This is a genomic window from Pseudomonas rhodesiae, from assembly GCF_013285305.1.
Lineage (GTDB): Bacteria > Pseudomonadota > Gammaproteobacteria > Pseudomonadales > Pseudomonadaceae > Aquipseudomonas > Aquipseudomonas rhodesiae.
This window is the reverse complement of the sequence record NZ_CP054205.1, coordinates 4,559,902-4,583,858: the sequence shown is the minus strand read 5'-3', so window position 1 is coordinate 4,583,858 and position 23,957 is coordinate 4,559,902. Positions and strand designations below refer to the sequence as shown.

Here is a 23,957-nt window from a genome sequence, read left to right as displayed (position 1 = left end):
GAGTCTGGGCATGGCAGGTGTAATGGATTCAGTAAACCAGCGCACACAGCTGGTAGGGCAGAATCGCCTGGAGTTGTTGCTTTTTCGCCTCGACGGCGGGCAGCTGTATGGCATCAATGTGTTCAAAGTGCGGGAAGTGCTGCAATGTCCCAAGCTGACGATCATGCCCAAATCCAGTCCAGTGGTATGTGGCGTTGCCAATATTCGCGGTGCGACCATCCCGATTCTTGATCTGGCTCTGGCGACAGGCTCGTCCGGTCTTCAGGACCGTGAAAGTCCGTTCGTGATCATCACCGAGTACAACACCAAGACCCAGGGTTTCCTGGTGCGCTCGGTGGAGCGCATCGTCAATATGAACTGGGAAGAGATTCATCCACCACCCAAGGGCACAGGCCGCGATCACTACCTTACGGCGGTGACGCGGGTCGATAACCAGTTGGTGGAAATTATCGATGTGGAGAAGATCCTCGCCGAAGTGGCCCCTACCTCTGAGACGATTTCGGTGGGCGTGGTAGACGCCGAGACGGCGCACAAAGCGGTGTCCCTGCGTGTACTGACGGTGGATGACTCTTCCGTGGCCCGTAAGCAGGTGACCCGTTGCCTGCAAACTGTCGGCGTGGAAGTGATAGCGCTCAACGATGGCCGCCAGGCGCTGGATTACCTGCGCAAACTGGTGGATGAGGGCAAGAAGCCGGAAGAAGAATTCCTGATGATGATCTCGGATATCGAGATGCCGGAAATGGACGGCTACACTCTCACAGCCGAGATACGCAGCGACCCGCGTATGCAAAAATTGCATATCGTGCTGCATACTTCGTTGTCGGGTGTATTCAACCAGGCCATGGTCAAAAAGGTCGGGGCGGATGATTTCCTGGCCAAATTCCGTCCTGATGACCTCGCATCCCGAGTCGTCGACCGGATCAAAGCAGCAGATCACGGCTAAGGTTTATTCTTGGCGATCATACGATTTTAGAGGCGGTATCAGTGTCGACAGGTAATTTGGATTTTGAACAGTTCCGGGTCTTCCTGGAAAAAGCCTGTGGCATATTGCTCGGTGAGAACAAGCAGTACCTGGTATCCAGCCGTCTCAACAAGCTGATGGAGCAGCAGGGCATCAAGTCCCTGGGCGAGTTGGTTCAGCGGATCCAGAGTCAGCCGCGCAGTGGGCTCAAGGAGATGGTGGTCGATGCCATGACCACCAACGAAACCCTGTGGTTTCGCGATACGTATCCGTTTGAAGTGCTTAAAAGCAAGGTGCTGCCGGAGGCCATCAAGGCCAGTCCCGGACAGCGCTTGCGCATCTGGTCGGCGGCCTGTTCTTCGGGGCAGGAGCCGTACTCGATTTCCATGGCTATCGACGAGTTCGAGCGAACCAACATGGGCCAGTTGAAGGCTGGAGCGCAGATTGTCGCCACAGACTTGTCCGGGACCATGTTGAATAACTGCAAGACCGGCGAATACGACACCCTGGCGCTGGGGCGCGGTTTGTCCCAGGAGCGTTTGCAACGTTACTTCGACTCCAAAGGCGCGGGCCGCTGGGCGGTGAAAGCGCCGATCAAGAGCCGAGTGGAGTTTCGCTCGTTCAACCTGCTCGACAGTTACGCCAGCCTGGGCAAGTTCGACATGGTGTTCTGCCGCAACGTGCTGATCTACTTTTCGGCCGAAGTGAAGAAAGACATCCTGCTGCGTATCCATGGCACGCTCAAGCGTGGCGGCTACTTGTTCCTCGGTGCGTCTGAGGCGCTCAACGGCCTGCCGGATCACTACCAGATGGTGCAGTGCAGCCCGGGCATCATCTACCAGGCCAAGTAAACAAGGCCTGTGCAGTCAAAAATGTGGGAGGGGGCTTGCCCCCCGATAGCGTTGGATCAGTCACCTGTCCATGACTTGATACGCCGCTATCGGAGGCAAGCCTCCTCCCACTTTTAGTTTTGCGGCAATCCCCCATTGCCGCTTTACTGGCGCCAAGCGGAAGCCGCTTGCCGCTTTTCTGGCATTGCCGCCGGCAATTTCCGCTTAAGTCCTTGATATATGGGGGCTGAAAAAATTGGCATGCACCTTGCTATACCTCTGTTAACGAACAGCAGGTCAGCCTAAAGGTCTCCGCCATGAGCATCAGCTTCGACAAAGCGCTCGGTATCCACGAACAAGCCTTGGGCTTCCGCGCCCAGCGTGCCGAAGTCCTGGCCAACAACATTGCCAACGCCGACACCCCGAACTACAAGGCTCGGGATCTGGACTTCTCCGCCGTGCTCGCTGCACAGCAGGACAAGACCAAAAACGGCACCTTTGCCTTAAATATGACCAACAGCCGTCATATCGAAGCACAAGGTCTGAGCAGTGGTGACGAGTCGCTGCTTTATCGCACGCCGATGCAGCCGTCCATCGACCAAAACACCGTCGACGCGCAGTTGGAGCAATCGGCCTATGCCGAGAACTCGGTGAACTTCCAGGCCAGCTTTACCCTGCTCAACAGTAAATTCAAAGGGCTGATGTCAGCCCTGCGTGGAGAGTAAGCTATGTCCCTGTCCAGTGTTTTCAATATTGCCGGCAGTGGCATGAGCGCGCAGACCACGCGCTTGAACACCGTCGCCAGTAACATCGCCAACGCCGAGACCGTGTCTTCGAGCATTGACCAAACCTACCGCGCCCGTCACCCGGTGTTCGCCACCATGTTCCAGGGCGGCCAGAGCGGTGGCAGCGATTCGCTGTTCCAGAACCAGGACGCCGCGGGCCAGGGTGTGCAGGTACTCGGCGTAGTCGAGGATCAAAGCAACCTCGAAGCCCGTTACGAGCCCAACCATCCGGCGGCGAACGAAAAAGGCTACGTGTACTACCCGAACGTCAATGTGGTCGAGGAAATGGCGGACATGATTTCGGCCAGCCGCTCGTTCCAGACCAACGCGGAAATGATGAACACCGCCAAAACCATGATGCAGAAGGTCCTGACCCTGGGTCAGTGATAAGGGGCGCCAACCATGGCCATTGTCGATACGTCTAATAACACGGCGGTTCAAGACCTTTTCAACTCGAAGGTCAAGACGGCGTCGGACAACACTAATTTAGCCGATGCTTCCAAGGCCGCGACCGGCAGCCAGTCGCTGGGCAAGGATGCATTCTTGCAGTTGCTGGTTACCCAACTGAAAAACCAGAACCCGCTGTCGCCTCAGGACAACGGTGCGTTCGTCGCTCAACTGGCGCAGTTCAGTAGCCTGGAAGGCATCAATACCCTGAATGACTCGGTGAATGCGATTTCCAGCAACTTCAGTTCCTCCCAGGCGCTGCAGGCTTCGTCGCTGGTGGGACGCTCGATCATTACCCAGACCGACAAGGCGCTGGTCGATACCAGTAAAAGCATGACCGGTTCGGTGGCGGTGACGGCGGCGACGGGCAACGTCTCCATCAAGATCTCCGACAAGGACGGCAACGTGGTCCGCACCATCGACATGGGCGCCCAAAGCGCCGGCACGTCCGACTTTATCTGGGACGGCAAGAACGACAAAGGTGAGGTGGCGGCAGCGGGTACTTATACCTTCGCGGCCACGACCAAGAACGACAAGGGCGACTCGGTGGCCCTGGCGACTTCGCTGCCGGCAACGGTGACCAGCGTGACGCTGAGCAAGACCGGCGGCGAAATGCTGCTGAACCTGGCGGGCGGCATGGGCAGCGTCAAGCTGTCGCAAATTCAGACTATCGGTACATAGAGCCGGCTAAATACGGCAGAAGGAGAGAAACATGTCTTTTAACATCGGCCTTAGCGGCCTCTATGCGGCCAACAAACAACTGGACGTGACGGGCAACAACATCGCCAACGTCGCGACCACTGGCTTCAAATCCTCTCGTGCGGAATTCGCCGATATCTACGCTGCCTCCAAGCTGGGCACCGGTCAGAACAGCATCGGTAACGGTGTGAACCTGGCGGCGGTGTCCCAGCAGTTCACCCAAGGTGACGTCAACGGCAGCGGCGGTATCCTGGATATGGCTATCCAAGGCGGCGGCTTCTTCGTGCAGAAGGGCAGCGACGGCTCCCTGGAGTACACCCGTTCCGGTGCTTTCCGTGCCGACAAGGACGGCTACATCACCAACAACACCGGCACCTCGCGTCTGCAGGGTTACGCAGCGGATGAAGACGGCAAGATCATCAAGGGCGGCCTGACCGACTTGCAACTGAACCTGTCGAATCTGCCGCCGAAAGCATCCACCAAAGTGGACTCCACCAGTAACCTGAACTCCTCTGAGCCGGTGATCGACCAGACGCTCAAGCCGTTCAATCCGAGCGATACCAGCACCTTCACCACCCAGTACAGCACCACGTTGTATGACGCCCAGGGTAATGCGCACCCGATGGTGCAGTACCTGGTGAAAACCGACGGCAACAAGTGGAACGCCTACACTTTGATCGACGGCCGCAACCCGAACGGTTCGGCGCCTACCGGCACACCTTCCACGCCGCCTGTACCGTCGACCCTGAGCTTTGATGGCGCGGGCAAGCTCACCGGTATTCTCACCGGCACTGTGTCCAGCACGACGCTGACCATCACCGGGTGGGTGCCAGGCACCGTGACCAATGGCGTGTGGACGGCAAACGGTGCGGATGCCAACCCGGGCGGTATCGCCGTCAACATGGCCAACATCACGCAGTACAACTCGGCCACCTACCGTAACCCGCCAGTGACTGATGGTTATGCGACTGGCCAGATCACCGGCCTGAAAATTGACGGCAGCGGTGTACTGTTCGCCACGTTCAGCAACCAGCAGAGCAAGGCCATCGGCCAAATCTCTCTGGCCAGCTTCAATAATGAACAGGGTCTGCAGCCTTCGGGCGGCACTTCCTGGCGTGAGACCTTTGCTTCGGGCCAACCGGGTTACGACACTCCGCAGTCCGGTACCTTGGGTTCGATCGTGGCCAACTCGCTGGAGAACTCCAACGTCAACCTGACCAACGAACTGGTGGACCTGATCAAGGCCCAGAGCAACTACCAGGCGAACGCCAAGACCATCTCGACCCAGAGCACCATTATGCAGACCATCATTCAGATGACCTGATGCCATGGCGTTATGCGTTTGACTTAAAGCCCCTCCATCGAGGGGTTTTTTTTAATCAATATCATCTGGAACGCCCTACACCCCCAATACCACCCAGAAAGCGGCAAGCCGTTGAGTGTGTGATTTTGGTTGGGGGAGAACGATGGGAAATCAGTGGCAGGTGGGTCTTGTCGGGACCGGAGCGCATTTTGCTGCTGGAGCGGCACCGCTTTATTTGAGCGAAAAAGGCGCGACAGTCAATATTAACGATGACGTGAGCGCAAATAAGAGCGCCGTCGCAACACTGCTCAAGGAGCTTGACGACGCGCAAATTACCGGCAAGAGCCAGACCGTCCGGGAGCTACGCGACAAGCTTAATGAGAAGCGCAAAGCGCTTGGCGACGAGGAGTTCAAAAAAATCCTTGAGCAACTCAAGGAAGAATGGCCGAGACGGTGGCTGGATCTTTTGAAGATGCTGTTTCCGGATTTGTTCCCTGATGAGCCTTCTCCTTCTCCGCAGCCATCACCTGGTGGTGGTGGTGGTGGTGGTGGTGGTGGTGGCAGGGTCAACCCTACGGACTTCGGTCCCGTGCAGGCTATGACCAACAAGCCGTTTACTGAAGGCGCCAAGTACACTGATTATAAAATCGACAAAAGCAATCCGGGGCAAAAACCTGGCATGTCTACAGAGGCCGGCAATATCTGGAGCGGTTTCAAGCAAGGTCCTGATGGGAACTGCACCACAGTGGCTGCAATAAAGGCTGCAATGATGAAGTTTGGTCAGAAACCCACCGATATTTTCAGGGACGTGACAGCCAATGGCGACGGTTGGGATATACAGATGCGAGATGGGTTCCAGCTCCATCTAAGCAAGAGCGAACTGCGGCAGGCAGCACAGCAGGCTCGGTTCATGGGCGATGATGCGGGCATGATGACTGATGCCAACTTCTTATATGCAGCCAGTGCAAAGCGGGCTCATATGGAGGGCAATCAGGGATGGGGATTTGGTAATGACGCTAATGCACGCAGAAGCTTCGCAGATGCGTTGGTCAGTTTGAATGACGGTGAAATGCTCTCCGAGGGACTTGATCGCCTGGGGTTGAAAGGTTTGTACCGACAATCTTCAAGTTCTGAGCTTGCGAGCGGCGTGCTTGGCGTCGTGGCTTATGGCGGCCATGCGATGGCATCCATTGGCGGACATGTGGAGCTATGGGGCGGACGAGGCGGCCAGCCTCAGAATGGTGGCGAGGCGTATGCATTCAAATAATGGCAAAGACCGTTCAGGATTCGTGGCGCTGTAAAAACAAAAAGCCCGTCAATCCAAAGGGATGACGGGCTTTTTAGTCATGCGCTCAGCTTATTGGCAAGCTTCGCAATCCGGCTCGTCGATAGCACAGGCCTTTGGCACTGGCGCTGGGCCGGCCGGGGCGGCGAGTACCGAATCATCACCGTGGTTGCCGCTGGAAACGGCGTTCAGCTTACCGGTGTTGATGGTCGACTTCTCGGTGCTGGTTGCGGCCAGGGCGCGGAGGTAATAGGTGGTTTTCAGGCCACGGTACCAAGCCATGCGGTAGGTCACGTCCAACTTCTTGCCCGAAGCGCCGGCGATGTACAGGTTCAGGGACTGCGCCTGGTCGATCCACTTCTGACGACGGCTGGCGGCGTCAACGATCCACTTGGTGTCCACTTCGAACGCGGTCGCGTAGAGCTCTTTGAGTTCTTGCGGGATGCGCTCGATCTGCTGCACGGAACCGTCGTAGTACTTCAGGTCGTTGATCATCACCGAGTCCCACAGGCCGCGGGCTTTCAGGTCGCGAACCAGGTACGGGTTGATCACGGTGAATTCGCCCGACAGGTTCGATTTCACATACAGGTTCTGGTAGGTCGGTTCGATCGACTGCGACACGCCGGTGATGTTAGCGATGGTGGCGGTCGGTGCGATGGCCATAATGTTGGAGTTACGAATACCTTTCTGCACGCGGGCACGTACCGGTGCCCAGTCCAGGGTTTCGTTCAGGTCAACGTCGATGTACTTCTGGCCACGGGCTTCGATCAGGATCTGTTGCGAGTCCAGCGGCAGGATGCCCTTGGACCACAGCGAGCCCTGGAACGTCTCGTAGGCGCCGCGCTCGTCGGCCAGGTCGCAGGAAGCCTGGATCGCGTAGTAGCTGACCGCTTCCATGGACTTGTCGGCGAACTCGACCGCAGCGTCCGAACCGTAAGGAATGTGCTGCAGGTACAACGCGTCCTGGAAGCCCATGATCCCCAGGCCCACTGGGCGGTGCTTGAAGTTGGAGTTCTGCGCCTGTGGCACCGAGTAGTAGTTGATGTCGATCACGTTATCGAGCATGCGTACGGCGGTGTTGACGGTGCGCTCCAGCTTGGCGGTGTCCAACTTGCCGTTGACGATGTGGTTCGGCAGGTTGATCGAGCCCAGGTTGCAAACGGCGATCTCGTCCTTGTTGGTGTTCAAGGTGATCTCGGTGCACAGGTTGGAGCTGTGGACCACGCCCACGTGCTGCTGCGGGCTGCGCAGGTTGCACGGATCCTTGAAGGTCAGCCATGGGTGGCCGGTTTCGAACAGCATGGACAGCATCTTGCGCCACAGGTCTTTGGCCTGGATGGTCTTGAACAGCTTGACCTTGCCTGGGTACTCGGTGAGGGCTTCGTAGTACTCGTAGCGCTCTTCGAAGGCCTTGCCGGTCAGGTCGTGCAGGTCCGGTACTTCGGAGGGCGAGAACAGGGTCCACTTGCCGTCATCGAAGACGCGCTTCATGAACAGGTCAGGGATCCAGTTGGCGGTGTTCATGTCGTGGGTACGACGACGGTCGTCACCGGTGTTCTTGCGCAGCTCGATGAACTCTTCAATGTCCATGTGCCAGGTTTCCAGGTAAGCACACACAGCGCCTTTGCGCTTGCCACCCTGGTTAACCGCGACGGCGGTGTCGTTCACCACTTTCAGGAACGGAACTACGCCCTGGGACTTGCCGTTGGTGCCCTTGATGTAGGAGCCCAGTGCACGCACCGGCGTCCAGTCGTTGCCCAGGCCACCGGCGAATTTGGACAACATGGCGTTGTCGTGGATCGCGTGGTAGATGCCCGACAGGTCGTCCGGCACGGTGGTCAGATAGCAGCTGGACAGCTGTGGGCGCAGGGTGCCGGCGTTGAACAGCGTCGGTGTCGAGGACATGTAGTCGAAGGACGACAGCAAGTTGTAGAACTCGATGGCGCGGTCTTCTTTGTGCTTCTCTTCGATCGCCAGGCCCATGGCCACGCGCATAAAGAACACTTGCGGCAGTTCGAAGCGGATACCGTCCTTGTGGATGAAGTAACGGTCGTACAGGGTTTGCAGACCCAGGTAGGTGAACTGCTGGTCACGCTCGTGGTTGATGGCCTTGCCGAGCTTTTCCAGGTCGAAAGTGGCCAGGACCGGGTTCAGCAATTCGAATTCGATACCCTTGGCGATGTACGCAGGCAGGGCCTTGGCGTACAGGTCGGCCATTTCATGGTGGGTGGCGCTTTCGGCGACTTTCAGGAAGCCCAGGCCTTCGGCACGCAGGGTGTCCATCAGCAGGCGCGCGGTTACGAACGAGTAGTTCGGCTCGCGTTCAACCAGGGTGCGGGCAGTCATCACCAGTGCGGTGTTGACGTCGGTCAGGGCCACGCCGTCGTACAGGTTCTTCAGGGTTTCGCGTTGGATCAGGTCGCCGTCGACTTCTTCCAGGCCTTCGCAGGCCTCGGTGATGATGGTGTTCAGGCGGCCGAGGTCCAGCGGCGCAAAGCTGCCGTCGGCCAGGGTGATGCGGATCGACGGGTGCGCTTGTACCGCTGCTTCTTCGGCGGGAGTGCGCACGGCACGTTCCTTGGCGCGCGAATCGCGGTAGATCACGTAGTCGCGGGCGACTTTCTGTTCGCCGGCACGCATCAGGGCCAGTTCGACCTGGTCCTGGATTTCTTCGATGTGGATGGTGCCGCCCGAGGGCATGCGACGCTTGAAGGTCGCGGTGACTTGTTCGGTCAGGCGGGCAACGGTGTCGTGGATACGCGACGAGGCGGCAGCGGTGCCGCCTTCAACTGCAAGAAACGCTTTGGTGATGGCGACGGTGATTTTGTCATCGGTGTAAGGAACGACAGTGCCGTTACGCTTGATCACGCGCAGTTGGCCAGGTGCAGTGGCGGACAGATCCATAGTCGAATCGGCGGCCTGCGGCACGGAGCCCTGCGGGTTCTCGCGAGTTGTGTCGGTTTGCATGGGGGGGTGTCTCCACATTCTATATTTATTTGAGCACCATCACGGTGCCCACCGTTCCGTCCTGAAGCACTTACAGCAGGCCTGGGCCTGGCATAACAACTTCGGGACAGTAGGAAGGGGGCTGTTCGCGCCGCTTCCATGCCGAAGTCTTCGGTTCGGGGCTCAATGCCCTTGGCCGTATTCCTGGTAGGTGACAGTTGCTGGATTCAAGCACTGCAACACCCATACCGTTTTGCGCTGTTGAAGCTTGAAAACGGTCGCCATCCGCGTGCGCGGTTTGGGCTTTCAAAAAATGCTTTGGTTCAACCAAACGGGAGCAAGAAATGACTTGAGTTTCTTGTCTGATCTGTGTTTGGTGGTTTCGCTTAAAACCCTACATGTAGGGTTTTTTTAGCGCCGAGCTACAAGATAATGCGTTTTGGAGGGCTTAGCAACGCAAGACCTGTGGATAACGCTGTGGGTAAAATGTGTATGAAACGTGGAACGCCCGTGTAGGCCGCAGTACTGCTGGATTCAGCCGTTTGTCACTGAATATTCCAGGAGAAAAACAGTCGGTTGGATTTTTGAGGGCGCGAACCCTACCACAAAAAAAGGTGATCACCGAATGGATTTCCTGGCTTGTGTTTGAAGGCTGGCCCATGGCTACAATCGGCGGTAGTTTGCCCTGGCCAGATGACAGCTGTAGGAGTGCGCTTGCCTGCGCACGAGCTCGGCGATCACCCTGGCATCTTGCATAGACGCGGGCCCCTTGGGCTTCTCCAACAATAAATACAACCGAGGTAGCGGATGGAGCATGACGCCTGGCAAATCCTGATCGTCGAAGACGATGAGCGATTGGCCGAGTTGACCCGTGATTACCTGCAAAGCAACGGTCTGAGGGTTGCGGTGGAAGGCAATGGAGCGCTGGCGGCCGAGCGCATCATCGACGAGCAACCGGACCTGGTGATCCTCGACTTGATGCTGCCTGGCGAAGACGGCCTGAGCATCTGCCGCAAAGTGCGCGAACGCTATGACGGCGTGATCCTGATGCTCACCGCGCGCACCGACGACATGGACCAAGTGCTCGGCCTCGACCTGGGCGCCGACGATTATGTGTGCAAACCCGTGCGTCCGCGCTTGTTGTTGGCGCGTATCCAAGCGCTGTTGCGCCGCAGCGAGCCGGCAGAACCGGCGACGGTGGAGCTGCAACGGCGCCTGCAGTTCGGCCCGCTGGTGGTGGACAACGCCCTGCGCGAAGCCTGGCTGCATGACACCGGTATCGAGCTGACCAGCGCTGAGTTCGACCTGCTGTGGCTACTGGTGGCCAACGCCGGGCGCATCCTGTCCCGCGAAGAAATCTTCATTGCCCTGCGTGGCGTCGGTTATGACGGCCAGGATCGCTCCATCGATGTGCGCATCTCGCGGATTCGCCCGAAAATCGGCGACGACCCGATCCACCCACGCCTGATCAAGACCATCCGTAGTAAAGGCTACCTGTTCGTCCCCGAAGCCGCCGCTGACATGCCGCTGTGAACTCAATCTTCCTACGCATCTACGGCGGCATGTGCGCCGCGCTGATCCTGGTGGCGTTGCTTGGCGTGCTGGCGCTGCACCTGCTTAATGAGGTGCGCAGTGGTCAGTATCGTGAACGCTTGGCCCACGGCACATTTGCCTTGATGGGCGACAACCTGCAGCCCATGAGCACCATCGAACGCCAACGCGCCCTGGCGGTATGGGAGCGTCTGCTGGGTATTCCTCTGGAGTTGCGCACCCTCGCCGAAGCCCGCCTGGACCTCAGCCAGCGCACGCGCCTGCAACGCGGCCAGGTTCTGGTGGAACAGACCGGCCCCCACGCGGCGCGGGTGGTGCGCCTGGTCAGCGAGCAGGAACAACTGGTGCTGACCGGCGAAGTGCAGCAGATCAGCGAGCAATTGGCCCGCGCGACTATTTATTTACTGGCCGATGAGCTGGTGCGTTATCCCGAGGCCGAGCAGCCGCAGCGGCTGGCGGATATCAAAGAAGCCAAGGGTTTCGGCTTCGACATGCATTTGATGACCCTCGACCAGGCCGACATGGACGACGATCAGCGTCGACGCGTGTCCGAGGGCGACACGGTGATGGCCCTGGGCAAGGGCGGCGATTCGATCCGGGTGTTCGCCGGTATGGTCGGCACGCCTTGGGTGCTGGAAATCGGCCCGTTGTATCAAATGAACCCGTACCCGGCGCAATGGCTGATCCTGATTGCGTTGATCGGCCTGACCCTGATCGGCTTAATCGTCTATTTATTAGTCCGTCAGTTGGAGCGTCGGCTCAAAGGGCTGGAAGCGGCGGCTACCCGTATCGCCAAGGGCAATCTGCAAGTGCGCGTACCGGCCCGTGGCGCGGACTCGGTGGGGCGCCTGGCGGCGGCGTTCAATGGCATGGCCGAGCACTTGCAGCAATTGCTGGCGATCCAGCGTGAACTGGTGCGTGCGGTGTCCCATGAACTGCGCACGCCAGTGGCGCGCCTGCGCTTTGGCCTGGAGATGCTGGGCGATGCCGCCACGCCAGAAGCGCGACGCAAGTACCTGGACGGTATGGACAGCGATATCCAGGATCTGGATGGACTGGTGGACGAAATGCTCACCTACGCACGCCTGGAGCAAGGCTCGCCGGCGCTGAATTTCCAGCGGGTGGACCTCAATGCGTTGCTCGATCAGGTGATCGGCGAATTGTCGCCACTGCGCCCGCAGATCACCGTCAGTCGTGGCATTTGCCTGTCGTCTGCGCATTGGGACGACGCCTGGGTCGATGCCGAGCCGCGCTATCTGCATCGCGCGTTGCAGAACCTGGTGTCCAATGCCATGCGTCATGCCCAGGGGCAGGTGTTGATCAGTTATCAAGTGGGCCAGGTACGTTGCCGCATCGACGTGGAGGATGACGGCCCCGGCGTGCCGGAAAGTGCCTGGGAGCGTATCTTCACGCCGTTTCTGCGCCTGGACGACAGCCGCACCCGCGCCTCGGGAGGCCATGGTCTGGGCCTGTCTATCGTGCGACGCATCATTTATTGGCACGGCGGGCGGGCGTTGATCGGTAAGAGCAATAACCTGGGCGGGGCGTGTTTCAGCCTGAGCTGGCCGCGGAGCCAAGAAAAACCGGCAGATTGATCAATGGGGCTGATTGGATACCGCGACGACGCTCAAGAGCTGACCATCGTCGAGCGCAAACTGCCCCTGCAACTCTTTGCCCTGGCACCACTCATGGGACAGGTCCGTCAGCAACCGCAGGCGCACCTGGCCGGTGTCGGACCATTCCAGTAACTCGGCGTGCTCAAAGTAAAAGCGCTTCTGCACAATCGGATAGAGCGCCTTGAACAGGCTCTCCTTGATGGAAAACGTCAGGGTCACCAGCAGGGCGACCTGCTCTGGCGCCAGGGCGGCCATGCGTTGCAACTCATCGGCGGTCAGGATTTCCGCGGCCAGGCGTTGTGCTCGCTCCAGGCTCAGCAGGTTTTCCAAGTCCATCCCCAGGCCGCGCCATTGCGCCTTGTGCCCAACAATCGCGGCGGCGTGGCCGGTGCTGTGGGTGATGGAGCCGCTGATAGACGCGGGCCATACCGGCGCGCGGTCTTCGCCAATGGCCGGGATGCAGTCGCGGTGACCGAGCTGATGCAGCGCGGCGCGGGCGCACACGCGGCCGGCGAGGAACTCCGCCTGACGCTTGGCGACCGAACGCTGGATACTGGCCGGCGGCGGCACGGCGCAACGTTGGAAATCATCCGCTACCAGTGACGCAGGATCGAAGCGGGTGCTGAGGAATACCGTGCCCGGCAAGCGTTCGGGTAACGGCCAGCGGGCGTCAAGTGGGGTGCAGCAAGCGGGTAGAGGATTCATGGGCGCTATTTTGCCCAGTTGCCGCGCCACAGGATAGCCCGCGCCGGTTCAGGTTGGGTTCAGAGCCTGTTCAGGGGGAGTTCAGGGGCGCTTGCGTAGTCTGGTTCTACAGCCAAACGCGTATGAGGTAACACCATGACTGCGATCAAAAAGCTGATGCTGGCCTTGACCTTGCTGAGTGCCACCGCTGGCGCCCAGGCATCCGAGGGCGCTTTCGCCGAATTCGGCAGGGAGAAAACCAGGAAGCCCAGTAGCCTGATCCATCGTGTGAACTTCGAAGAGGTCAGCAGCCAGGCCTCGCCCTGGGGCCAGCCCTTGGGCGCTACCGCCGCGCAGCCAGCCTACCGCGTCGGTTATGCGCGCCTGACCGGCCAATTCAATGGCATTAAACTGCGCCCGCAAGACCTGCAGGGCCGCTATGATGTCACCCAGTCGGACAGTTGATTTGCTTTGGAGAGCCTTATGAAATTGCTGGTGGTGGAAGATGAGGCGCTGCTGCGCCATCACCTGTTTACCCGCCTGACCGACAGTGGCCATGTGGTCGAGGCTGTGGCCAACGCCGAGGAAGCCTTGTACCAGACCGGCCAGTTCAATCACGACCTGGCCATCATCGACCTGGGCCTGCCCGGCATGGGCGGCCTGGACCTGATTCGCCAGTTGCGCGCCAAGGGCAAGACGTTTCCGATCCTGATCCTCACCGCGCGCGGCAACTGGCAGGACAAGGTCGAAGGCCTGGCCGCCGGCGCCGACGACTACGTGGTCAAACCCTTCCAGTTCGAAGAGCTGGAAGCGCGGATGAATGCCTTGTTGCGCCGCTCCAGCGGGTTTACCCAGTCCACCATCGTCGCCGGGCCGTTGCTGCTGGATATCAACCGCAAGCAAGCCTCCCTCGACGAGCAACCCTTGGCGCTGACCGCCTACGAATACCGCATTCTCGAATACCTGATGCGCCATCACCAGCAAGTGGTGGCCAAGGATCGTTTGATGGAGCAGTTGTACCCGGACGACGACGAGCGCGACCCGAATGTCATCGAAGTGCTGGTCGGCCGCCTGCGCCGCAAATTGGAAGGCCCGGCCGGGTTCAAGCCCATCGACACCGTGCGTGGCCTGGGCTACCTGTTCAATGAGCGCTGCCGTTGATTCGCTCGCTACGTGTGCGCTTGATGCTGGCGGCCGCCACCCTGGCCGTGCTGTTTATGCTCGGTTTGCTGCCGGCGATGCAAGGCGCCTTCAGCCTGGCGTTGCAGGATTCCATTGAGCAGCGCCTGGCGTCGGACGTCACCACGCTGATCTCCGCCGCGCGGGTGGAAAACAACCACTTGCTGATGCCTGCGCAATTGCCCGATGAGCGCTTCAACCTCGCTGACAGTCGGCTGCTGGGGTACATCTACGACCGCGAAGGCCATTTGGTATGGCGCTCGCGCGCGACCCGCGAAGAAAACATCAACTACAAACCGCGCTATGACGGACGCGGCAATGAGTTTGCGCGGATTCGCGAAGACAACGGCCAGGAATTCTTCGTGTATGACGTCGAGGTCAAGCTGCTCGGTGGCAAGAGCGCGGCGTTCAGCATTGTGGCCCTGCAACCGGTGCGCGAATACCAGCTGACCCTCGAAGGCCTGCGCGAAAACCTCTATCTGGGCTTCGGCGCGGCATTGCTGGTGCTATTGACTCTGTTGTGGCTGGGCCTGACTTGGGGCTTGCAGGCGCTGCGGCGGCTGAGCCAGGAGCTGGACCAGATTGAAGGCGGCACCCGCGAGAGTTTGTCCGAGCAGCACCCCCGCGAGCTGCTGCGCCTGACGGGCTCGCTCAACCGCTTGTTGCACAGCGAGCGCGAACAGCGGGCGCGTTACCGCGACTCCCTCGACGACCTGGCCCATAGCTTGAAAACCCCGCTGGCGGTCTTGCAGGGCGTGAGCGAAGACATGGCTCAACGCCCTGCGGACCGCGACCAGGCCAGAGTGCTGCAAACACAGATCGAGCGCATGAGCCAACAGATCAGCTACCAGTTGCAACGCGCCAGCCTGCGTAAAAGCGGCCTGGTGCGCCATCAGGTGCGCCTGGAGCCGGTAGTGCAAAGCCTTTGCGATACCCTGGGCAAGGTGTACCGCGACAAAGCAGTGACGGTGTTCTTCCAATTACCGGATGAATGTGACGTACCCATCGAGAAGGGCGCCTTGCTTGAATTGCTTGGCAACTTGCTGGAAAACGCCTACCGCCTATGCCTGAGCCAGGTGCGCGTCAGCCTGGTGGAAAGCGAGGACGGCACCGAGTTGTGCATCGAAGATGACGGCCCCGGTGTGCCGCCGGACCAACGTGCGCGCATCCTGCAACGTGGCGAGCGCCTGGACCGCCAGCACCCGGGCCAGGGCATCGGCCTGGCGGTGGTCAAGGACATCATCGAAAGTTACGGCGCGCGGTTGACCTTGGACGATTCACCCCTGGGCGGCGCGGCGTTCAGGATTCACTTTCCGGCCGTGTGATCAGTTGTGGCTGGATCGCTCGTTCGCATTTTTCATGCGTGAACCCTTACAAATGGGGAGGGAGCTTGCTCCCGATGAGACGCACCAACACCACCCTCTCTAACTCTCCTGCTCGCGATAGGCGCCCGGCGTCAGCCCCGTCCACTTCTTGAACGCCCGATGAAACGCCGAGGGTTCGGAGAAACCCAACTGTTCGGCAATTTCCTGCAATGACAAGTCCGCCCGTCCCAAGTGAAAAATGGCGATGTCTCGCCGCAGTTCATCCTTGAGTGCCTGGAAACTGGTGCCTTCTTCGCGCAGGTGTCGGCGCAGGGTCTGCGGGCTGATGTGCAGGTGCTGGGCGACCGCTTCAAGGGCCGGCCAAGGCGTGCGGTCGCGGCTCAGCAGCCGGCGCAGCTGGCTGCTCAGGCTGTCGCCTTCGTCCGGGCGTGAGAGCAGGTCGGCGGGGGAGCGTTCGAGGAAATGTTTGAGGGTACGCTCGTCCTGCAACAGTGGCAGGCTCAAATAGCGCACCGGAAACACCAGGCTGCTGTTCGGTGCACCGAATACCTGAGGGCACGGGAACAGCAGATCATATTCGCTGGCGTGGGCCGGTTTCGGGTAGGCGAAGGTGGCCTGGTGCAGTCGAATGCGCTGGCCGATCAGCCAACTGCCCAGCCGATGCCAGATCACCAGCAGGCATTCACTGAGGAAGTGGTCCGGGTCCCAGAGTTGGGTGTGGTCCAGGCTTAAGTGCGCCATTTCCCCTTCACGCGTCAGCTGCCAGCGGGGCCCCTGTGGGAACAGGCTATAAAACAACAAGCCGCGTTCCAGAGCCTTCTCCAAGGTACGGCAGTGGATCAGCGCGTGGCACATCATGGCGAAGGTGCCGCGTTTGCTGGGGCCTTCAGCAAACCCCAGGTATTCGTCGTCCAGCGCCAGCCAGAGCAATTGCAACAGTCGGGTAAATTGTTCCGGTGCGATGCGTGCGCGTGGTTCGCTCAACAGCTCCCGGGCAATGCCCACCTGCTGCAGCAGGGCCGAATAGTCATAACCGACCCGCCGCGCACCGCCCAGGGCTGCGCGGGCAAAGTGGCTGGCGATGGTACGTTCGCGCATGGGGGGCCCTCATCCATAGAATGGCCGATGGTAGCCACCACCGAGTGGGAGCGACAAGGCGGATATCCGCCAAATTGCAGGGTGCTATCGGTCGGTACGGCGGAAATCCGCCATGTGCTCGTCCACTGGGAGGGGCCGCTTGTAGGCGCCGGGCCCGCTGTCTTAAGGCATAAAGCGGATTTGCACAAAGTGGCACGACGTTTGCGATAGGTAAGACAGCGCAGGACTTATCTCACAGCCCTCGCAAACAACAAATCCCTCCAGTGCAGGAGGGTTCGCAATTCAAGTGTCGTGGGCAATGGCGGATATTTGCCACACGGGACGATTGAGGAATTTTGCAATGACGACTCGTCAGCCACTCTACAAATCCCTGTATTTCCAGGTGATCGTTGCAATCGTTATCGGTATTTTGCTCGGTCACTTCTACCCGCAGACCGGCGTGGCCCTCAAGCCATTGGGTGACGGGTTCATCAAACTGATCAAAATGGTCATCGCCCCGATCATCTTCTGTACCGTTGTCAGCGGCATCGCCGGCATGCAGAACATGAAGTCGGTGGGCAAAACCGGTGGCTATGCGCTGCTCTACTTCGAAATCGTCTCCACCATTGCCCTGCTGATCGGCCTGGTCGTCGTTAACGTCGTGCAACCGGGCGCCGGCATGCACATCGACGTGTCGACCCTGGACGCGTCCAAAGTGGCTGCTTACGTCACCGCCGGTAAAGACCAGAGCATTGTCGGCTTTATTCTTAATGTGATCCCGAACACCATCGTCGGCGCCTTTGCCAACGGCGACATTCTGCAAGTGCTGATGTTCTCGGTGATCTTCGGCTTTGCCCTGCACCGCCTGGGCGCTTACGGCAAGCCGGTGCTGGACTTTATCGATCGCTTCGCTCACGTGATGTTCAACATCATCAATATGATCATGAAGCTGGCGCCGATTGGTGCCCTGGGCGCCATGGCGTTCACCATCGGTGCCTACGGCGTGGGTTCCCTGGTGCAACTGGGCCAGTTGATGATCTGCTTCTACATCACCTGCGTGCTGTTTGTGGTCCTGGTGCTGGGCGCCATCTGCCGCGCTCACGGTTTCAGCGTGCTGAAATTGATCCGCTACATTCGTGAAGAGCTGCTGATCGTTCTGGGTACATCCTCCTCCGAATCCGCGCTGCCACGCATGCTGATCAAGATGGAGCGCCTGGGGGCGAAGAAATCCGTAGTAGGTCTGGTGATCCCGACCGGCTACTCCTTCAACCTCGACGGTACCTCCATCTACCTGACCATGGCGGCCGTGTTTATCGCTCAGGCGACCGACACCCATATGGACATCACCCACCAGATCACCCTGCTGCTGGTGCTGCTGCTGTCCTCCAAAGGTGCTGCGGGCGTGACGGGTAGTGGTTTCATCGTACTGGCTGCAACCCTGTCGGCGGTTGGCCACCTGCCAGTTGCCGGTCTGGCGCTGATTCTGGGTATCGACCGTTTCATGTCCGAAGCCCGTGCGCTGACCAACCTGGTGGGTAATGCCGTTGCCACCATCGTTGTGGCCAAGTGGGTCAAGGAGTTGGATACCGACAAGCTGCACAGCGAACTGGCATCGGGCGGGACCGGTATTTCCGAAACCCGTGAACTCGATGACCTGGGTGTGGCCGAAGGTCCTGCACCGGTGGTCAAGTAAGCCGCTGATGGCGTGAACTGACGCCCCCAGCTCTGCGCAAACGCCCCGACTTGTTCGGGGCGTTTGCGTTTCTGGCGCGCGGCACCCGGGTTATTTTTTGGTTACAGTAAGCGCGATATTGCCCGCGGGAGGCTTGATGGACAGTGTGGATCTGAATGTGCTGCGCAGTGTGCTGGAATGGCGTCGTGCCGGGCAGCGAGTAGTGTTGTACAGCGTGGTCCAGACTTGGGGCAGCGCGCCGCGTCCACCGGGCGCCATGTTGGCGCTGCGCGGCGATGGTGTTGTCATCGGCTCGGTGTCTGGCGGTTGTATCGAAGATGACCTGATAGCCCGCTTGCACGACGGCCGCCTGGCGGACGACGGGCCGCCGGTGAAGTTAGTGACCTACGGCGTGACCCTGGACGAGGCCGCGCGTTTTGGCCTGCCCTGCGGCGGCACCTTGCGCCTGACCGAAGAGCGGGTGCTGGACTGGCAATGGGTCGCCGACCTGCTGGCGCGTTGCGAGGCCCATGAGATCGTCGCGCGGGAACTCAACCTGGCCACGGGCGAGGTTACCTTGAGCAGCGCCACCAAGACCGATGGCCTGAGTTTCGACGGTGAACGCTTGCGCGCCATCTATGGCCCGCGCTGGCGTCTGCTGCTGATCGGCGCCGGGCAATTGTCGCGGTACGTGGCGGAAATGGCGCGCTTGTTGGATTTCGAAGTGCTTATCTGCGACCCCCGCGAAGAGTTCGTCTACGGTTGGGAGGCGCAACATGGGCGCTTCGTGCCCGGTATGCCCGATGAAGCGGTACTGTCTATCCAGACCGACGAGCGTACGGCCATTGTTTGCCTGACCCATGACCCGCGCCTGGACGATATGGCGCTGCTGACGGCGTTGGATTCCCGGGCGTTCTACATTGGCGCGCTGGGCTCGCGGGTCAACAGTCAGAAACGCCGTGAGAACCTGTCGGCGCTGGGCCTGTCGGCGCAGGCGATCGCGCGGCTACATGGGCCGATCGGCTTGCATATCGGCAGTCATACGCCGTCGGAAATCGCACTGTCGCTGATGGCGGAAATTGTCGCGATCAAAAACGGCGTAGCACCGATGCAGAAAAAGCCGCTGCCGGTGGTGGCCGAGTGACCGTCACGGCAATTGTGCTGGCGGCGGGGCAGGGCAGTCGTTTCCGCGCCGAGGCGGGAGCTGATCAGGATAAATTGCTGGCGCCTTGCCTGGGACTGGACGGGGTGACGCGGCCGGTGATCGAACAGGTGTTGGTGAATTTGCCGACGTGCGTGGTAGAGCGCTGGCTGGTGACGTCGCCGGAGCGTGCCGAGGTGATTCAGTTGGCCGAGGCACATGGCTGTAAGGTTTTGCAACTGACGTCGGCAGGTATGGGCGACAGTATCGCGGCGGCGGTAGCGGCCAGCGCTACGGCCGAAGGTTGGTTGGTGGTACTGGGGGATATGCCCTTTATCCAGTCATCCAGCATCGAGCAAGTGATTCAGGGGCTGCCGGAGCAGGGCATTCGCGTGCCAGTGCAGGATGGCCGTTATGGTCACCCTGTGGCGTTTGGGCGTGACTTCGGGCCGGGGTTGAAGGCGTTAGCGGGTGATCGAGGTGCCAGGCTCTTGTTTACACCGACGGCTGTGAGGGAGGTGCCGGTGAATGACCCAGGCGTGTTATGGGATGTGGATGTACCAGAGCGCCTTAATTACCGCTGATCCGATATAAAAAAGCCCCGCCTGATCACTCAGGCGGGGCTTTTTAGTGGCGGTTGGAATCAGACGAGAGGTTTAGGCTCGTGTGCTTCTTCCTGAACCTTGTGCTCGGCCACTTCTTCGACAGCAGAGTGCTCAGTCACGGTTTCTGCAGCCGGGGCTGGCGCCTCGACAGCTTCAACCACAGCCGGTGCAGCCGCTGCCGCAGCGGCGGCCGCCTCGGCTTCCTTGCGACGACGACGCACTTCACGTGGGTCGTTCGGCGCACGGCCGTTTTCGGTCAAGGCGCTGGCCGGTGCGGCTTCAACTACCGGCGCGGCGACTTCGGCAACCACGGGCGCTTCAACCACAGGCGCAGGTTCAGCCACCGGAGCGGCCTCAACCACGGGTGCAGGCTCGGCAACGGCCACTTCGGCAACCGGTGCCGGGGCTTCTTCCGCCGCCGGTGCAGGCGCTTCAACTGGAGCGGCAGGTTCGGCGGCCCACTGGAAGGCGGTCTGTTCTTCACGAACTTCGCGCACTGCCGGGGCGGCTTCTTCTACAGCCGGCGCTTGCGCAGCGGCTTCAACCACGGGTTCAGGCTCAGCCACCGGCGCCACTTCAACCGCAACCACGTCGGTCACCGGCTGGGCGTCGCGAACCGGCGCGACTTCTACTTCCGGTACCACGGGGGCTTCGATCGGGGTCGTTGCTTCTACTACCGGCGCTTCAACCGCTGGGGTCTGCACCACAGGCGCTTCGGCGACGACGGTGTCCTCGACAGCGGCGGTAGCGCGTTCAGCCTGCTGATGAGCCTGGGCTTCAGCCGGTGCACTGATAACCGAGCTGGCAACCGCTGCGGTAACGGCCAGACCTGCAGCCAGTTCGGTAGTGGTCGGCTCGCTGTTGGCGCCTTCGGCGTTCTCGCCGGTCTCTTCCGAGCCTTCGATCACATTGCCGTTGGCATCACGCTGACGCTCACGACGGTTGCTGCGACGACGCTGGCCACGGGAGCGGCGGCGTGGACGATCGCCTTCGGCGTTGTCCTGACCGTCTTCCTGCAGTTGCTCTTCGCCGGTCAGCACTTCCTCTTCGCTGGCGGCAGCGGCCTGCTCGGTGCGCGGTTGGCGCTCTTCACGCGGGGCACGAGGCTGGCGTTCTTCTCGTGGCGCACGCTCTTCGCGCGGCGCACGGGCTGGGCGTTCTTCGGTGGCAGCAGCAGCGGCAACGGCCGGGGCGGCATCCAGAGGCTCGCGCAGTTCACGCACACGCTCTTCACGCTCACCGCGAGGCTTGCGATCTTCACGCGGGGCACGCGGCGTACGTGGCGCGCGCTCTTCACGCGGTGCACGCTCTTCGCGGGCTACGGTAGGGGTGTCTTCGCGGGCTTCACGAGGCTGACGCTCTTCACGCGGCGCACGCTCTTCACGCGATGCACGCTCTTCGCGCGGCTTGCGCTCTTCGTCACGACGACCGTTGCGGTTACGGCTTTGCTGGCGACCGTTGCGACGCTCTTCGTTGCGCGCTGGGCGCTCGGCGGCAGGTTTTTCGACCACGACCGGTGCGACAGGCTCTTCCTTGGTGGCGAACAGGCTAACCAGGGATTTCACCAGGCCTTTGAACAGGCTTGGTTCAGGCATCGCGGCCGGCGCGGCAACCGGTGCAGCGGCTTCAACCGGAACCGGTGCGTTGGCACGGGCTGGAGCGGTCTTCACGGCAGCTTCCTGGCGGACCAGGGTGCGGGTTGCGGCGGCTGGCTGGACTTCTTCCACCTCGGCAGCGGCTGCAGCGATTTCGTAGCTGGACTGACCGCTGTGGGCTTCCGGGCTGTCATCACGCAGGCGCTGCACTTCGAAGTGCGGTGTTTCGAGATGGTCGTTCGGCAGGATCACGATACGAGCGCGGGTACGCAGTTCGATCTTGGTGATCGAGTTGCGTTTTTCGTTGAGCAGGAACGCGGCCACCGGGATCGGCACCTGGGCGCGGACTTCGGCGGTACGGTCCTTCAGGGCTTCTTCTTCGATCAGGCGCAGGATAGCCAAGGACAGCGATTCAACGTCACGGATGATGCCGGTGCCGTTGCAGCGCGGGCAGACGATGCCGCTGCTTTCGCCCAGGGAAGGCCGCAGGCGCTGACGGGACATTTCCAGCAGGCCGAAGCGCGAGATGCGGCCCACTTGCACGCGGGCACGGTCGGCTTCCAGGCATTCGCGGACTTTTTCTTCCACGGCGCGCTGGTTCTTGGCCGGGGTCATGTCGATAAAGTCGATCACGATCAGGCCGCCGATGTCGCGCAGGCGCAGCTGGCGGGCAATTTCTTCGGCCGCTTCCAGGTTGGTCTGCAGGGCGGTTTCTTCGATGTCGCTACCTTTCGTGGCGCGCGCCGAGTTGATGTCGATGGACACCAGGGCTTCGGTCGGGTCGATCACGATGGAACCGCCGGAAGGCAGTTCGACTACGCGCTGGAAAGCGGTCTCGATCTGGCTTTCGATCTGGAAGCGGTTGAACAGTGGGACGCTGTCTTCGTACAGCTTGATCTTGCTGGCGTACTGCGGCATCACCTGGCGGATGAAGGTCAGGGCTTCGTCCTGGGCTTCGACGCTGTCGATCAGCACTTCGCCGATGTCCTGGCGCAGGTAGTCGCGGATGGCGCGGATGATTACGTTGCTTTCCTGGTAGATCAGGAACGGCGCGGAACGATCCAGCGAGGCTTCCTTGATGGCAGTCCACAGTTGCAGCAGGTAATCGAGGTCCCACTGCATCTCTTCGCTGCTGCGACCCAGGCCGGCAGTGCGCACGATCAGGCCCATGTCGGCCGGGGCGATCAGGCCGTTGAGCGCTTCACGCAGCTCGTTGCGCTCTTCGCCTTCGATGCGGCGGGAGATGCCACCGGCACGCGGGTTGTTCGGCATCAGGACCAAGTAGCGGCCGGCCAGGCTGATGAAGGTGGTCAGGGCGGCGCCCTTGTTGCCACGTTCTTCTTTTTCCACCTGAACGATGACTTCCTGGCCTTCGCTCAGGACGTCCTTGATGTTCACGCGGCCTTCTGGGGCTTTCTTGAAGTATTCGCGGGAGATTTCTTTGAGGGGCAGGAAGCCGTGGCGCTCGGAGCCGAAATCGACAAAGGCAGCCTCAAGGCTTGGTTCGATGCGAGTAATACGGCCTTTATAGATGTTGGCCTTTTTTTGCTCGCGTGCACCGGATTCGATGTCCAGGTCGTAGAGGCGTTGGCCATCTACCAGTGCAACACGCAACTCTTCGGGTTGAGTTGCGTTAATCAGCATTCTTTTCATGTTGTACCGTCGGTTTCCGGGCTGCCGGAAACGGCGTTCGGCACACACGACTTCTCACGGTCGGTGTCAGGTGCGTCAAGAGTGGTTGGCCACTCCAGTGTCCAGCAAAACCTGCCAATTGGGCGGGAGTCGCGACGGACGCGTCCTGCTTGTTAGCGGCGGTGACAAAGGCACCGCTTCAACAAAAGCTAAGGTCAGGAGGAGGAATCAACCGGCGACTGTGGACGAGATGAAGCGTCTAAATATAAGCCTAGTGCTACACGGTCCGACGGTTGTGCATCTCCACCCTACACGTATCCCTGATAATTCGGGTGCTGCCGCGCGCAGAATCCGCAGCGGGTTGGCATTTACCGTGTTCTCCAACGGGGAGTCCACGCTCATGGCTAAACAGGCCTGAATGAAAACGACTGCGCTCTCACTCAGCTCTTAACAGGCGTTGTTTCCGAAGCATTCGCCATGGTCTGGCTCAAAACTGACTGCACTTTGTGAACTGGCCGTAAATATCGGCGCCAAACGCGAGTATTCACTCTGCTTTTGGCACTCGCTTCAGGCCTCATGTCACCTGCGCTTGTTACAATTTTGAGCTTTCCAGGGTGGCAAACG

At 60.2% G+C, this 23,957-nt stretch carries 19 protein-coding genes; 15 read left to right on the top strand and 4 right to left on the bottom strand.

Going from position 1 to position 23,957, the window contains the following annotated elements:
- The first annotated feature begins 10 nt into the window (after nt 1–10).
- From HRH33_RS20685 to HRH33_RS20655, 7 genes are all read left to right on the top strand, one after another.
- Nucleotides 11–943, top strand: a complete 933-nt coding sequence (locus tag HRH33_RS20685; protein WP_167418099.1) for a chemotaxis protein CheV — start codon at nt 11–13, stop codon at nt 941–943.
- 41 nt (nt 944–984) lie between these two features.
- Complete coding sequence (cheR, locus tag HRH33_RS20680) at nt 985–1,812, top strand: protein-glutamate O-methyltransferase CheR (RefSeq protein WP_034099912.1); 828 nt, start codon at nt 985–987, stop codon at nt 1,810–1,812.
- Between the two features lie 296 nt (nt 1,813–2,108).
- Entirely contained in the window at nt 2,109–2,516 is a 408-nt protein-coding gene (flgB, locus tag HRH33_RS20675; protein ID WP_003175633.1) for a flagellar basal body rod protein FlgB, read from the top strand.
- Between the two features lie 3 nt (nt 2,517–2,519).
- The gene (flgC, locus tag HRH33_RS20670) at nt 2,520–2,963 is read left to right on the top strand and encodes a flagellar basal body rod protein FlgC (RefSeq protein WP_024076985.1); all 444 of its coding nucleotides are present in this window, start codon (nt 2,520–2,522) and stop codon (nt 2,961–2,963) included.
- Between the two features lie 15 nt (nt 2,964–2,978).
- A complete protein-coding gene (flgD, locus tag HRH33_RS20665; protein ID WP_034139038.1) occupies nt 2,979–3,704 on the top strand; it encodes a flagellar hook assembly protein FlgD in 726 nt (241 codons plus the stop codon).
- Nucleotides 3,705–3,735: 31 nt separating this feature from the next.
- Nucleotides 3,736–5,046 (top strand): flagellar hook protein FlgE, encoded by a 1,311-nt coding sequence (gene flgE / locus HRH33_RS20660; protein ID WP_167418098.1) that lies wholly within the window; start codon nt 3,736–3,738, stop codon nt 5,044–5,046.
- 142 nt (nt 5,047–5,188) lie between these two features.
- Nucleotides 5,189–6,292 (top strand): hypothetical protein, encoded by a 1,104-nt coding sequence (locus HRH33_RS20655; protein WP_173603545.1) that lies wholly within the window; start codon nt 5,189–5,191, stop codon nt 6,290–6,292.
- Nucleotides 6,293–6,382: 90 nt separating this feature from the next.
- Here HRH33_RS20655 and HRH33_RS20650 read toward each other — a convergent pair whose 3' ends face one another.
- Nucleotides 6,383–9,277: a ribonucleoside-diphosphate reductase subunit alpha gene (locus HRH33_RS20650; RefSeq protein WP_034099909.1), complete on the bottom strand. Its 2,895-nt coding sequence runs from the start codon at nt 9,275–9,277 to the stop codon at nt 6,383–6,385.
- Nucleotides 9,278–10,063: 786 nt separating this feature from the next.
- On the opposite strand from HRH33_RS20650, the gene HRH33_RS20645 reads away from it, so the two are divergent.
- Nucleotides 10,064–10,789 (top strand): response regulator, encoded by a 726-nt coding sequence (locus HRH33_RS20645; protein WP_034114870.1) that lies wholly within the window; start codon nt 10,064–10,066, stop codon nt 10,787–10,789.
- Complete coding sequence (locus tag HRH33_RS20640; protein ID WP_123478781.1) at nt 10,786–12,402, top strand: ATP-binding protein; 1,617 nt, start codon at nt 10,786–10,788, stop codon at nt 12,400–12,402. The genes HRH33_RS20645 and HRH33_RS20640 overlap by 4 nt, the downstream gene beginning before the upstream one ends.
- On the opposite strand, the gene HRH33_RS20635 is transcribed toward HRH33_RS20640, so the two are convergent.
- Nucleotides 12,403–13,128, bottom strand: a complete 726-nt coding sequence (locus HRH33_RS20635; protein ID WP_167418097.1) for a 4'-phosphopantetheinyl transferase family protein — start codon at nt 13,126–13,128, stop codon at nt 12,403–12,405.
- A 135-nt stretch (nt 13,129–13,263) separates the two neighbouring features.
- Between HRH33_RS20635 and HRH33_RS20630 the strand changes: the two genes are divergently transcribed.
- From HRH33_RS20630 to HRH33_RS20620, 3 genes are read left to right on the top strand one after another with little or no spacing between them, the layout of a single operon-like run.
- The gene (locus HRH33_RS20630; protein ID WP_167418096.1) at nt 13,264–13,572 is read left to right on the top strand and encodes a hypothetical protein; all 309 of its coding nucleotides are present in this window, start codon (nt 13,264–13,266) and stop codon (nt 13,570–13,572) included.
- 18 nt (nt 13,573–13,590) lie between these two features.
- The gene (locus HRH33_RS20625) at nt 13,591–14,268 is read left to right on the top strand and encodes a response regulator (protein WP_034099904.1); all 678 of its coding nucleotides are present in this window, start codon (nt 13,591–13,593) and stop codon (nt 14,266–14,268) included.
- A complete protein-coding gene (locus HRH33_RS20620) occupies nt 14,265–15,611 on the top strand; it encodes an ATP-binding protein (RefSeq protein WP_167418095.1) in 1,347 nt (448 codons plus the stop codon). Before HRH33_RS20625 ends, HRH33_RS20620 begins: the two co-directional genes overlap by 4 nt.
- A 99-nt stretch (nt 15,612–15,710) precedes the next feature.
- Here the strand turns inward: HRH33_RS20620 and HRH33_RS20615 are convergent, their stop codons facing one another.
- A complete protein-coding gene (locus HRH33_RS20615; RefSeq protein ID WP_167418094.1) occupies nt 15,711–16,709 on the bottom strand; it encodes an AraC family transcriptional regulator in 999 nt (332 codons plus the stop codon).
- A gap of 340 nt (nt 16,710–17,049) precedes the next feature.
- Between HRH33_RS20615 and HRH33_RS20610 the strand changes: the two genes are divergently transcribed.
- From HRH33_RS20610 to HRH33_RS20600, 3 genes are all read left to right on the top strand, one after another.
- A complete protein-coding gene (locus tag HRH33_RS20610; protein WP_034099901.1) occupies nt 17,050–18,381 on the top strand; it encodes a dicarboxylate/amino acid:cation symporter in 1,332 nt (443 codons plus the stop codon).
- A gap of 136 nt (nt 18,382–18,517) precedes the next feature.
- Nucleotides 18,518–19,504 carry an XdhC family protein gene (locus tag HRH33_RS20605; RefSeq protein WP_167418093.1) on the top strand — a complete coding sequence of 329 codons (987 nt, stop codon included), beginning with the start codon at nt 18,518–18,520 and terminating at the stop codon, nt 19,502–19,504.
- Entirely contained in the window at nt 19,501–20,085 is a 585-nt protein-coding gene (locus tag HRH33_RS20600) for a nucleotidyltransferase family protein (protein WP_040269227.1), read from the top strand. Before HRH33_RS20605 ends, HRH33_RS20600 begins: the two co-directional genes overlap by 4 nt.
- A 59-nt stretch (nt 20,086–20,144) precedes the next feature.
- Here the strand turns inward: HRH33_RS20600 and rne are convergent, their stop codons facing one another.
- Nucleotides 20,145–23,345 carry a ribonuclease E gene (rne, locus tag HRH33_RS20595; RefSeq protein ID WP_167418092.1) on the bottom strand — a complete coding sequence of 1,067 codons (3,201 nt, stop codon included), beginning with the start codon at nt 23,343–23,345 and terminating at the stop codon, nt 20,145–20,147.
- Nucleotides 23,346–23,957 lie beyond the last annotated feature (612 nt).

Excerpts from the sequence above, each read along its gene's own strand:
- HRH33_RS20685 (WP_167418099.1), top strand. The coding sequence starts at position 11 with ATGGCAGGTGTAATGGATTCAGTAAACCAGCGCACACAGCTGGTAGGG.
- flgB (WP_003175633.1), top strand. The coding sequence starts at position 2,109 with ATGAGCATCAGCTTCGACAAAGCGCTCGGTATCCACGAACAAGCCTTG.
- flgC (WP_024076985.1), top strand. The coding sequence starts at position 2,520 with ATGTCCCTGTCCAGTGTTTTCAATATTGCCGGCAGTGGCATGAGCGCG.
- flgD (WP_034139038.1), top strand. The coding sequence starts at position 2,979 with ATGGCCATTGTCGATACGTCTAATAACACGGCGGTTCAAGACCTTTTC.
- flgE (WP_167418098.1), top strand. The coding sequence starts at position 3,736 with ATGTCTTTTAACATCGGCCTTAGCGGCCTCTATGCGGCCAACAAACAA.
- HRH33_RS20655 (WP_173603545.1), top strand. The coding sequence starts at position 5,189 with ATGGGAAATCAGTGGCAGGTGGGTCTTGTCGGGACCGGAGCGCATTTT.
- HRH33_RS20650 (WP_034099909.1), bottom strand. The coding sequence starts at position 9,277 with ATGCAAACCGACACAACTCGCGAGAACCCGCAGGGCTCCGTGCCGCAG.
- HRH33_RS20645 (WP_034114870.1), top strand. The coding sequence starts at position 10,064 with ATGGAGCATGACGCCTGGCAAATCCTGATCGTCGAAGACGATGAGCGA.
- HRH33_RS20635 (WP_167418097.1), bottom strand. The coding sequence starts at position 13,128 with ATGAATCCTCTACCCGCTTGCTGCACCCCACTTGACGCCCGCTGGCCG.
- HRH33_RS20630 (WP_167418096.1), top strand. The coding sequence starts at position 13,264 with ATGACTGCGATCAAAAAGCTGATGCTGGCCTTGACCTTGCTGAGTGCC.
- HRH33_RS20625 (WP_034099904.1), top strand. The coding sequence starts at position 13,591 with ATGAAATTGCTGGTGGTGGAAGATGAGGCGCTGCTGCGCCATCACCTG.
- HRH33_RS20615 (WP_167418094.1), bottom strand. The coding sequence starts at position 16,709 with ATGCGCGAACGTACCATCGCCAGCCACTTTGCCCGCGCAGCCCTGGGC.
- HRH33_RS20610 (WP_034099901.1), top strand. The coding sequence starts at position 17,050 with ATGACGACTCGTCAGCCACTCTACAAATCCCTGTATTTCCAGGTGATC.
- HRH33_RS20605 (WP_167418093.1), top strand. The coding sequence starts at position 18,518 with ATGGACAGTGTGGATCTGAATGTGCTGCGCAGTGTGCTGGAATGGCGT.
- rne (WP_167418092.1), bottom strand. The coding sequence starts at position 23,345 with ATGCTGATTAACGCAACTCAACCCGAAGAGTTGCGTGTTGCACTGGTA.